This is a genomic window from Kitasatospora sp. NPDC056076 (genome assembly GCF_042266305.1).
Lineage (GTDB): Bacteria > Actinomycetota > Actinomycetes > Streptomycetales > Streptomycetaceae > Kitasatospora.
The window spans coordinates 45,983-56,419 of record NZ_JBHJWG010000057.1 but is presented as its reverse complement, the minus strand read 5'-3'; the positions used below and the strand labels follow the sequence as shown (position 1 = coordinate 56,419).

10 protein-coding genes are annotated in these 10,437 nt (G+C 74.1%); 5 read left to right on the top strand and 5 right to left on the bottom strand.

Going from position 1 to position 10,437, the window contains the following annotated elements:
• Positions 1–52: 52 nt before the first annotated feature.
• From ACFC1T_RS33745 to ACFC1T_RS33735, 3 genes are all read right to left on the bottom strand, one after another.
• Entirely contained in the window at positions 53–2,074 is a 2,022-nt protein-coding gene (locus tag ACFC1T_RS33745) for a carbamoyltransferase C-terminal domain-containing protein (protein ID WP_375895231.1), read from the bottom strand.
• Positions 2,075–2,256: 182 nt separating this feature from the next.
• On the bottom strand, positions 2,257–2,829 hold the full coding sequence (locus ACFC1T_RS33740) for an ATP synthase F0 subunit B (protein WP_375895229.1): 573 nt from the start codon (positions 2,827–2,829) through the stop codon (positions 2,257–2,259).
• A 66-nt stretch (positions 2,830–2,895) separates the two neighbouring features.
• A complete protein-coding gene (locus ACFC1T_RS33735; protein ID WP_375895227.1) occupies positions 2,896–3,801 on the bottom strand; it encodes an MBL fold metallo-hydrolase in 906 nt (301 codons plus the stop codon).
• Positions 3,802–4,091: 290 nt separating this feature from the next.
• Between ACFC1T_RS33735 and ACFC1T_RS33730 the strand changes: the two genes are divergently transcribed.
• From ACFC1T_RS33730 to ACFC1T_RS33710, 5 genes are all read left to right on the top strand, one after another.
• Positions 4,092–5,357: a beta-ketoacyl-[acyl-carrier-protein] synthase family protein gene (locus ACFC1T_RS33730; RefSeq protein WP_375895225.1), complete on the top strand. Its 1,266-nt coding sequence runs from the start codon at positions 4,092–4,094 to the stop codon at positions 5,355–5,357.
• A complete protein-coding gene (locus ACFC1T_RS33725) occupies positions 5,354–6,631 on the top strand; it encodes a ketosynthase chain-length factor (protein WP_375895222.1) in 1,278 nt (425 codons plus the stop codon). The genes ACFC1T_RS33730 and ACFC1T_RS33725 overlap by 4 nt, the downstream gene beginning before the upstream one ends.
• A 44-nt stretch (positions 6,632–6,675) precedes the next feature.
• Complete coding sequence (locus ACFC1T_RS33720; RefSeq protein WP_375895220.1) at positions 6,676–6,936, top strand: acyl carrier protein; 261 nt, start codon at positions 6,676–6,678, stop codon at positions 6,934–6,936.
• 29 nt (positions 6,937–6,965) lie between these two features.
• Positions 6,966–7,943 carry an aromatase/cyclase gene (locus ACFC1T_RS33715; protein WP_375895218.1) on the top strand — a complete coding sequence of 326 codons (978 nt, stop codon included), beginning with the start codon at positions 6,966–6,968 and terminating at the stop codon, positions 7,941–7,943.
• Between the two features lie 89 nt (positions 7,944–8,032).
• Complete coding sequence (locus tag ACFC1T_RS33710) at positions 8,033–9,046, top strand: hypothetical protein (protein ID WP_375895215.1); 1,014 nt, start codon at positions 8,033–8,035, stop codon at positions 9,044–9,046.
• Between the two features lie 121 nt (positions 9,047–9,167).
• Here ACFC1T_RS33710 and ACFC1T_RS33705 read toward each other — a convergent pair whose 3' ends face one another.
• The gene (locus ACFC1T_RS33705) at positions 9,168–9,602 is read right to left on the bottom strand and encodes a nuclear transport factor 2 family protein (protein WP_375895213.1); all 435 of its coding nucleotides are present in this window, start codon (positions 9,600–9,602) and stop codon (positions 9,168–9,170) included.
• Between the two features lie 46 nt (positions 9,603–9,648).
• The gene (locus ACFC1T_RS33700; protein ID WP_375895210.1) at positions 9,649–10,419 is read right to left on the bottom strand and encodes an SDR family oxidoreductase; all 771 of its coding nucleotides are present in this window, start codon (positions 10,417–10,419) and stop codon (positions 9,649–9,651) included.
• Between the last annotated feature and the right edge of the window lie 18 nt (positions 10,420–10,437).

The following is a 10,437-nucleotide window of genomic DNA, read 5'->3' as shown; positions in this document are numbered from 1 at the left end:
GGGGGGGGGGGGGCTCCTAAACCCCCCACCCCCCGACCCTTTCCCCGACGGCTCAGCGGCCCTTGCGCAGCGGGTTGATCACCCCGAACGCCCCGGTCAGCGTGGACGGGTCGACGAAGGAGCCGCCCGGCCCGTGGGTACGGACGAAGTTGTCCACCAGCCCGGAGAACGACGGGTCCACCTTCGCCCGGTACGCCGCCAGCAGGTTGACCCGCTCCGGCGTGGACAACTCCCGCTCGGCGCGCAGCTGGTGGCTGCGCGAGAGGTGGTACATGCCCTCGATGGTGTAGCCGGCGTCCAGCCAGCCCTGCCACAGTGCGTCGCGGTCCGCCTCCTGCCCGGCGAAGTGCTCCAGGGCGCGCGGCCGCGGCTCGGTCGGGGCCACCGGCGCCGGCACCCCGGCGGTCGGCACCGGCTCGGCCCGCAGCTCGACCCGCCGCCCGCTCAGGTAGAGCACCGGAACGCCCTTGCGGACACAGAGGTTGAGCGCCTGCGCGGCCTGGTCGACCACCGCCTCGGCCTTGTCGTTGAGCGAGGTGTTGCACAGGATCGGCACCCCGGTCGCGGCCCGGAAGGCGTCCAGCGCCCGGTGCAGCCGCGGGTTGGACGCCGCGGTGACGGTCTGGTGCCGGGCCGAGCCGTCCAGGTGGACGATCGCGGGCACCAGCTCCCGCACCTGCGGCCGGACCTGCACAGCCTCCAGCATGTACGGCGACTCGCGGTCGGAGGCGAACCAGTCGCCCGCGTGCTCGGCCATCACCATCGGCGCGACCGGCCGCCACCACTGGCGCCGCTTGACCTCGTTCAGCAGGTCCTTGACCTTCGGCGACCGCGGGTCGCCGAGCAGGCTGCGGTGGCCCAGCGCGCGCGGACCGAGCTCGGCCCGGCCGTCCACCCAGGCGACCACGCCGTCCGAGACGTCGGCGACGAAGCGCTCGTCCTCGAAGTCCGTCACCGAGACGATCCACGGCGCGAACTCGGCCAGCGCCTCCTCGGTGTCCAGGACGTCCCGGCCGTAGTACGGGGAGGTGATCCGCAGCCCGGCGCCGTCGAGGGCGCCGGCCCCGTACAGGCCGAGCAGGCCCAGGCCGATGCCCTGGCCGGAGTCGTTGGCGCACGGCGGGGTGACCAGGCCGCGGAAGCCGAAGCGGTCCATCAGCAGGGTGTTGGTGGGGCAGTTGAGCGCGTAGCCGCCGGTGGTGGCCAGGTGGGTGTCCTCGGCGCGGATGCCGCCGACCTCCAGCAGCCGCTCCACGTTGCGGATCGCGACGCCCTCGCAGCAGCGCTGGATCACCTTCATCACGGCGCTGCGCAGGTGGTCCTCACGGCTGAGCGAGTCGTCCAGCTCCGCGTCGGCGAGCTGCTCCTCGGCCGCGTCCACCACCGAGCGCACCAGGTCGTGGGCGGCCTTCCAGGGCTGGGTCGCCGAGCCGCCGAAGAAGGTGACGCCGGCGATCGCGGCCTCGGCGTCGAACTCGATCGCGGCCGTCGAGGCGGAGGCGAGCGCCATCAGCGAGCCCGGCTCCAGCCCGAACACCGTCTCGGCCGCGGTGTACAGCGGCCCGGGGGACTCCACCGGCTCGAAGGTGATCCGGCCCTGCTTCACCACGCAGCCCGCGTACCAGTACGGGTTGGGGCGGCTCTCCTGGGCGTAGTCGGGCAGCGCGTCGATCGCCAGGCCGACGATCTGCCCCTCGCGGAACAGCGGGACGTCCCGCAGCACGCCGCTGAACAGGTGCGCCAGGCTGTGCAGCGGGAAGTCCTCCGCCCCGGCCGGCTTCGGCACCGGCTGCGCCTTGGGCAGGCCGGGTGTGCCCCAGGTGGCGGTGACGTCGTCGAGGGTCAGCCCCTCCTCGGCGAGCAGCGCCGACAGGAAGGCCGCCGAGCGGCCCTCGGTGTACAGCGGCCAGAAATGGTGCTTCTGCCCGCTGACCCGCTCCAGTTCCCAGACCCGGACGAGTTCGACGTCCGCCCCGTCCCGGCGCCACAGCGCGACGTTCTGGTCGTGCCGGACCGAGAAGACCGCACCCGGCCCCGGCGGCGTGAGATAGGCGGAAAGGAAATGCTCGGCCACGGTTACCTCTTTTTCCTCGGTCTGCCAGGTTCTGTCAGGACGAGGTATTTCCGGCCCGTGCGCGAAGGGATGCCCCGGGATTTCCGGTACCCCGCCCGGGCCGGCCGCCTGCCCCCGGCACCAGCGACTACCCGGTCATTCGACCACGCGTGCGCAGGGCCGGTACATACTGAAATCCCCGTTTACGCACGGCCCCGCGCCCGGGCGTACGCATGCGCAGCGGGGGCCCGACGGCCTCCCGGCGCAACGGCCCGGGCGCCGGCCCCGGCGTCCTGCGCGGCGAAGAACTCGTCGGCGATCGCCCGGGTCCGCGGCAGCTCGGCGACCGGCTCGCCGATCACCCGCCCCGCCAGCTCCCCGGCCAGCCGGATCACGTCCTCCCGCAGCTCGGCCTCGGCCAGCACCCGGTCCGCCGCCAGCTGCACCTGCGCCTCGGCCAGCATCCCGTCCCGCAGCGCCTGCCCCTCGGCCCGCAGCCGCGCGATCAGCGCCGCCCCCTCCTCGGTGGCGGTCTGCCGGATCGCCGCCGCCTCGTGCCGCGCGGCGAGGAGTTCCGCCTGGAACTCCTCATATATCCGCTGGGCCTCCGCCCGCGCCTCCTCGGCCCGCTCGACACCCCCCTCGGTGGCGTCCCGCCGCTCCCCCAGCACCTTCTCGATCCGCGGCAGCAGCACCGCCCCGAGGATCCCGAAGATCAGGAAGAAGCAGACGAGTCCGATCACCAACTGCGCTACATCAGGCTTCAAAGGTCCCATGGCAGCAGGATAGTTGAGCTCATGTCACGCATACCTGCCAGGGTGGCGGGGAGCGGCCGGGGCCCGTCAGGCGTGGCAGGCCGGCAGTCCGCCGCAGTACTCCACCATCTCGGCGAAGAGCGCGCCCATGTCCACGGCGCTCTCCGAGCCGGGGTCGGCGTCCTCCAGGTAGGCGCGGTGCAGGTTCGGCAGCAGGCGCTCCGCGTCGAGCAGCGCCGCGAACGGCCCGGGGCCGTGCGCGGCGGCCGTCTCCCGCGGCGAGCGGCCGGCCCGGCGGCCCGCGGCCGCGAGGTCCCGCACGTAGTGGAGGTAGTCCTCGGTGGCGTCCAGGAGTTCGGGGCCGCCGACCGGCCCGTGCCCGGGCACGACGGTCGTCGCGCCGAGCGCCCGCAGCTCCTCGACGGCCCGCAGCGAGCCGGCCAGCGAGCCCATCGGGAAGAACGGGGTGACGCCCGCCATCACCAGGTCCCCGGTGTGCAGCACCCCGTGGTCGGGCAGCCAGACGGCGGTGTCCCCGGTGGTGTGCGCCGTCCCGAAGTGCAGCAGCTCGATCCGCACGTCCCCGCGGTGCAGTGAGGTCCGGCCGGCGAAGGTGAGGTCGGCGGCCCGCACGGTGAGGTCGCCCCAGGAGACGCCGGGCCACAGCGTGGTCAGATGCAGTCCGGCGGCGAGCGCCTCCCGCCGGGCGTTCTCGTGCGAGACGACCGCGGCCTCCGGGAACAGCGCGTTGCCGAAGCTGTGGTCGCCGTGCGAGTGGGTGTTGACGAGCAGCCCCGGCGGCGTCGCGCAGACCCCCAGCACGGCCTCGCGCAGGGCCCGGGCGCGGGCCTCGGTGGCCGCGGTGTCGATCAGCACCGCGCCGTCCCCCGTCGCGACCAGCCCGGCGTTGTTCAGGCACCAGCCGCCGTCGGGCTGCACGTACGCGAAGACGCCCGCGGCGACTTCCTCCAGCGTGGGGTCCTGGGCGGGCATGACGGGCTCCCGGGGTGGTCGGACGGATGTCGGGGGCGTGCGACGGGCGCAGGCCCGGCCAAGCTCCCAGCCCCCGCTAGAGCCGGGCTCGACGACCGCCACAGCGCCCGGACCGGCACCTTCGGCCTGACCAGGCGTCAAGGCCGCTTCGAGTGCCGCTTGAGGCACCGCTCGCACGCTGTTGCCGTTCCAGGGCCCCCGGGTCCGAAGACGGGCCCCCGGGCCCGTTCCCATTCGGAAGGAGGACCGTCCGTGGTCCGCAGCAATCGAGGCCGTGAAGGAGCAGGACGATGACCCGAAGGGTGGTGATCACCGGCATGGGGGTGCGGGCACCGGGCGGCACCGGGACCAAGGAGTTCTGGAGCCTGCTGTCCGAGGGCCGCACCGCGACCCGCCGCATCTCCTTCTTCGACCCGGCCCCGTTCCGCTCGCGGATCGCCGGCGAGGTCGACTTCGACCCGCAGCTGGAGGGCCTGGGGGCCCGCGAGCTGCGCCGGATGGACCGGGCGACCCAGTTCGCCGTCGCCTGCACCCGCGAGGCCGTCGCCGACAGCGGACTGGACTTCGCCTCGCTCGACCCGCACCGGATCGGCGTGAGCCTCGGCAGCGCGGTGGCCGCCGCGACCAGCCTGGAGCGCGAGTACCTGGTGCTGTCCGGCGCCGGCCGGGACTGGCAGGTGAACCACGACTACCTGTCCCCGCACATGTTCGACTACTTCAGCCCCGGCGCGATGCCGGCCGAGATCGCCTGGGAGGTCGGCGCCGAGGGGCCGGTCACCCTGGTCTCGGACGGCTGCACCTCCGGTCTGGACTCGGTCGGCTACGGCGTCCAGCTGATCCGCGAGGGCTCCGCCGACGTGGTGCTCGCGGGCGCCGCCGACACCCCGGTGTCGCCGATCGTGGTGGCCTGCTTCGACGCGATCAAGGCCACCACGCCCCGCAACGACGACCCCGAGCACGCCTCCCGCCCGTTCGACGACTCCCGCAACGGCTTCGTGCTGGCCGAGGGCTCCGCGATGTTCGTGCTGGAGTCGCTGGAGTCGGCCCTGGCCCGCGGCGCGCACATCCACGCCGAGGTCGGCGGCTACGCGACCCGCTGCAACGCGTACCACATGACGGGCTTGAAGAAGGACGGCCGCGAGATGGCCGAGGCCATCCGGCTCGCCCTCGACGAGGCCCGGCTCGACCCGACCGGCGTGCACTACGTCAACGCGCACGGCTCGGGCACCAAGCAGAACGACCGGCACGAGACCGCGGCGTTCAAGCGCAGCCTCGGAGCCCACGCCTACGAGGTGCCGGTGAGCTCGATCAAGTCCATGATCGGGCACTCGCTCGGGGCGATCGGCGCGATCGAGATCGCCGCCTCCGTCCTGGCGATCGAGCACAACGTCGTCCCGCCGACCGCGAACCTGCACACCCCGGACCCGGAGTGCGACCTGGACTACGTCCCGCTGACGGCACGCGAGCTGCGGGTGGACAACGTCCTCACCGTGGGCAGCGGCTTCGGCGGCTTCCAGAGCGCGATGGTCCTGCGACGTCTGGAGTCCGCCGCGTGAGCACCCCCGCCACCGTCTCCGCCCCTGCTACCGGCTCCGCCGCCACCACCGCCACGGCCGCCCCCGTCGTCACCGGCCTCGCCGTGCTGGCCCCCAACGGCTTCGGCACCGAGGCCTTCTGGGCCGCCACGCTGGCCGGCCGGCACGGCATCGGCGAACTCACCCGGCTGGACACCACCGGCCTGCGGACCCGGCTGGCCGGCGAGATCCGCGACTTCGACGCGACGGCCCTGCTGCCCGGCCGGCTGCTCCCGCAGACCGACGTGTCCTCCCGCTACGCCCTGGTCGCCGCCGAACAGGCCCTGGCGGACGCGGAGTTGGATCCGGACAGCCTGTCCGACTACGCGCAGGGCGTCTGCACCTCGACCGCCCAGGGCGGCTTCGAGTTCACCCACCGCGAGTTCCGGAAGCTGTGGAAGCAGGGCCCGGAGTTCGTCAGCGTCTACGAGTCCTTCGCCTGGTTCTACGCCGTGAACACCGGCCAGATCTCCATCCGCCACAAGATGCGCGGCCCCTCGGCGGCGCTGGTCGGCGAGCAGGCCGGCGGGCTGGACGCCCTCGGCCACGCCCGGCGCGGCATCCGCCAGGGCACCGCGCTGATGCTCAGCGGCGGCGTGGACTCCGCGTTCGACCCGTGGGGCTGGGCCGCCCAGCTGTCGGGCGGCCGGACCAGCCCGGTGTCGGACCCGACCCGCGCGTTCCTGCCCTTCGACCGGGACGCCTCCGGGCACCTGCCCGGTGAGGGCGGCGCGATGCTCGTCATCGAGGACGCCGGTTCGGCCGCCCGGCGCGGGGCGCCGCGGGTCCTCGGCGAACTCGCCGGGTACGCGGCGACCTTCGACCCCCGGCCCGGCTCCGGCCGGCCGCCGGGGCTGCGGCGCGCGGCCGAACTGGCCATCGCCGACGCCGGGTTGCTCCCCTCCGACATCGACGTCGTGTTCGCCGACGCGGCCGGCAGCCCGGCGGCCGACCGGGCCGAGGCGGAGGCGATCACCGCGGTCTTCGGCCCGCACGGCGTACCCGTCACCGCCCCCAAGTCGCTGTTCGGGCGGCTCGCGGCGGGCGGCGGCCCGGTGGACACCGCGCTCGCCCTGCTGTCGATCCGCGACGGCGTCGTCCCGGCGACCGCCCACACCACCCACGTGCCGCAGGAGTACGGCCTGGACCTGGTGCGCGGCGAGGCCCGCCCGCTGCGGGTGCGCGCCGCCCTGGTGCTGGCCCGGGGCCACCGCGGCTTCAACGCGGCCCTGGTCGTCACCGCCCCCGGCCGCTGAGCGGCGCCCGCACCACCCCCGACCACACCTCCGAGGAGAGACCCATGACCACTCCCATGACCGTCACCGACCTGCGCCGCATCCTGGTGGCCTGCGCGGGCGAGGGCGACGGCCCGGTCCTCGACGAGAACACCCTGGACACCCCGTTCGAGGACCTCGGCTACGACTCGCTGGCCCTGATGGAGACCGCCTCCCGGATCGAGCGGGAGCTCGGCGTCACGTTCCCGGGCGACGCGTTCGCCGACGCCGACACCCCGGCCGCGCTGCTCGCCGTGGTCAACGGCGCCCGCCCGGCCGTCCGCTGACCACCGCCCGGCGAGTCGAGGAGAGCACCGTGCAGGAAGTCCCGTCCGGGAACGGACGCGAAGCGAACCACCGGATCCGCACCACCGAGCACCGGCGCACCGTCGCCGCGCCGCCGGCCGCCCTGTACGAGCTGGTCGCGGACGTCACCCGGTGGCCGGCCGTGTTCGGCCCGACCGTGCACGTCCAGCACCTGGAGCACACCGGCGACCGGGAGCGGTTCCGGATCTGGGCCGTGCTCAACGGCGCGGTGAGCAACTGGACCTCCCGGCGCGTGCTGGACCCGGTCACCCGCCGGATCGACTTCCGCCAGGAGGTCAGCCGGGCGCCGGTGGCCTCGATGGGCGGCAGCTGGGAGTTCCTGGAACTCCCCGGCGGGCACACCGAGGTGGTGCTCCGGCACGCGTTCACCACGGTGGACGACGACCCGGAGCAGGCCGAGTGGATCACCCGGGCCGTGGACCGCAACAGCCCGTCCGAACTCGGCGCGCTGGCCCGGGTCGCCGAGCTCGGGCACCCGGTGGACGAGGTGGTGTTCAGCTTCACCGACGAGGTCGAGCTGACCGTCGGGGCGGCCGAGGCCTTCGCGTTCGTCGACCGGGCCGACCGCTGGGCCGAACTCCTCCCGCACGTCGACGAGGTGGCCCTGGAGGAGCCCGAACCCGGCGTCCAGCGGCTGGAGATGGTCACCCGCACCGCCGACGGCGCCACCCACCGCACCGCGTCCTGGCGGGTCTGCCAGGAGCCGGAGTGGATCGCCTACAAGCAGTCCGCCCCGCCGGCCCTGCTGCTCGGCCACAGCGGGCTGTGGACCTTCGGCACCGACGCCCGGGGCCGCCCGGTCGCCACGGCCCGGCACACCGTCGCGGTCGACCCGGCGGCCGTCCCGGCGGTGCTCGGCCCGGGCAGCACGCTCGCGGACGCCCGGGCCCACCTGCGCGAGGCCCTCGGCGGCAACAGCCTGCGCACCCTGTCCTTCGCGGCCGGTGCGACGACCGGGGCCCGCTGACCCTCCCGCCCCACCACCCGGCGGTGCCCGGGGCAGGCCCGACCGGGGCGGGCCCCGGGCACCGCCGCACCCTCAGGAAGGAACACCCCATGTCACCGTCGCACAGACGCACCCAGCGCACCTGGCTGACCGCCGCGGGGATCGCCGCGGGGATCTGCGGACTGCTCGGCACCGTCGCCGTGCTGCCGGCCGCCTCGGGCGCCGAGGCCGTCCAGGTGTGCCGGGCCACCCTCGACGGCGAGACCACCGACACCGTCGGCTCCGCCGAGGCCGACTCCGCGCTCGACACCGCCGGCGCCTACGCGGGCCCGTGCGCCGAGTACGGCCCGGCCGTCAAGGTCGGCAACGGGAGGATGCGCACCTACGCGCAGTTCTCCAAGGGCCGGCCGACCGCCCTCGGCTTCGTCTTCGACCGCACCGCGCTCACCGGGCTGCCCGAGCCGCACACCACGGACCGCAAGGACTGCTACGACGTCAACGGGGACGGCCGGATCGACCCCGCGACGGAGTGCATCCACCACCAGAGCTACCCGTTCGACCTGCCCGGCGCGTACACCAAGAAGTCCGGGCCGTTCACCTGGGCGCTGGTCAACTGGAACGCCGAGGGCCACGACCCGCAGGGCGTCTACACCGCCCCGCACTTCGACTTCCACTTCTACATCCAGAGCCGCAAGGACCGGGACGCCATCCGGGTCGGCCCCTGCGCCGGCCCCGGCCTGACCAACTGCGACGACTTCGCCACCGCGCGCAAGCCCGTGCCCGCGAAGTACACCGCCCCGGACTACGCCGACTTCGGCGCGGTCGTCGCCAAGATGGGCAACCACCTGATCGACGGCACCGGCCCGGAGTTCCACGGCCAGCCGTTCACCAAGGCGTTCCTGTACGGGAACTACGACGGCGGGATCACCTTCTACGAGCCGATGATCACCTACCAGTGGCTCATCGACCTCAAGCCCGGCGACAAGGTCTGCACCCCGGTCAAGACGCCGGCGGCCTTCCAGCAAGCGGGCGACTACCCGACCAGCTACTGCGCCGAGTACCGGCGCAACGGCAAGGAGATGACGGTCTCGCTGAACGACTTCGTCACCCGCCGGGCGGGCTGACACCCGGCCGGCACCGACCGGCACCGCACCACGACGAACCGCCCGGGCCGCAGCAGGCCCGGGCGGTTCGTCGTCGTGACGGCGGCGCGTACGGCGGTCCGTCCGGCGGTCCGTCCGGCGGTCAGGACAGCTGGTCGTACGAGATGCTCCGCGACCGCAGCCGGATGCCCCGCTCCGTCACCGCGACCACGTCGTGCACCACGCAGCTCGGCCAGACCTCCGGCCGCTCCTGCGGCCGCACCCGGACGATCAGCGCGTACACCGTCGAACGGAGGTCGCCGTTCTCCAGCGGCTCCAGCACGATCTGGTTGAAGTAGTGCCGCCGCTGCACCGGGTCGTCGCGGAAGCGCTCGTGGAACGCCTCCAGCTCCTTCTCCACCCCGGCCGGCCCGACCGCGGGCTCGGTGCCGGGGGTGTGCTGGAAGGTGCCGTCCGCGGTGAAGGTCGCCGCGTACTCGGCGAACCGGCCGCCGTCCAGCGCCTGCATCTGGCGGGCGTAGAACTGCTGCACCTCGGCGTACAGTTCGGCGCTGACGCCCTCGCGTACCGGACTCATCCGGTCCTCCTCATCCTCTCGACGGTCCCGGCCGGACCGGCCGGGCTCACCAGGGCACCGACTCGGTGGGCGAGCCGGCCATGCTGCCGTAGAACCCCCCGGTGGGCCCGTCCGGCCCGGTCAGCGCCAGCCACACCGGTACGTCGGCGCCCTCCTCGGGGCCGCGGGTGCCCCGGCTGAACGGCGAGTCCGCGTTCAGGTCGGTGGCCACCAGTCCGGGGTTGGCCGCGTTCACCCGCACCCCGGCCGCGCGCAGCGCGTTGGCGTACACGACCGTGACGGCGTTCAGCGCGGCCTTCGACGAGCTGTACGGCAGCAGCCCGCGGGTGGAGATCGGGTTCTCCGGGTCGGTCAGCAGCGTCAGCGAGCCCAGCGGGCTGGACAGGTTGACGACCCGTCCGTTCGGCGAGCGCTCCAGCAGCGGCAGGCACGCCTGGGTGACGGCGACGTTCCCGAAGACGTTGACCTCGAAGGCCTCGCGCATCTGCGCCGCACCGATCCCCGTCGTCGGGACCCCCCACTCCACCACGATCCCGGCGTTGTTGACGAGCACGTCGAGCCGGTCCGCGTCGGCCCGGATCCGCTCGGCCGCCGCCTCCACCTGCGCCTGGTCGGTCACGTCCAGCCGGACGAACCGCGCGTCGAGGCCCTGGGCGAGGAGTTCGGCCTCCGCCGCCCGGCCGCGCTCCTCGTCCCGGGCGCCCAGGTACACCGTCATGCCCTCCCGGGCGAGCCGACGGGCGATCTCCTTGCCGATCCCCTTGTTGGCCCCGGTGACGAGGGCCACCTCACCCCGGTGCGCCGCACTGCTGCCCATGCCGTGTTTCCCGTTCGT

Bases quoted from the DNA above. Each gene is read 5' to 3' on its own strand.
- ACFC1T_RS33720 (WP_375895220.1), top strand. From the start codon at position 6,676: ATGACCACTCCCATGACCGTCACCGACCTGCGCCGCATCCTGGTGGCC.
- ACFC1T_RS33700 (WP_375895210.1), bottom strand. From the start codon at position 10,419: ATGGGCAGCAGTGCGGCGCACCGGGGTGAGGTGGCCCTCGTCACCGGG.
- ACFC1T_RS33735 (WP_375895227.1), bottom strand. From the start codon at position 3,801: ATGCCCGCCCAGGACCCCACGCTGGAGGAAGTCGCCGCGGGCGTCTTC.
- ACFC1T_RS33705 (WP_375895213.1), bottom strand. From the start codon at position 9,602: ATGAGTCCGGTACGCGAGGGCGTCAGCGCCGAACTGTACGCCGAGGTG.
- ACFC1T_RS33710 (WP_375895215.1), top strand. From the start codon at position 8,033: ATGTCACCGTCGCACAGACGCACCCAGCGCACCTGGCTGACCGCCGCG.
- ACFC1T_RS33740 (WP_375895229.1), bottom strand. From the start codon at position 2,829: ATGGGACCTTTGAAGCCTGATGTAGCGCAGTTGGTGATCGGACTCGTC.
- ACFC1T_RS33730 (WP_375895225.1), top strand. From the start codon at position 4,092: ATGACCCGAAGGGTGGTGATCACCGGCATGGGGGTGCGGGCACCGGGC.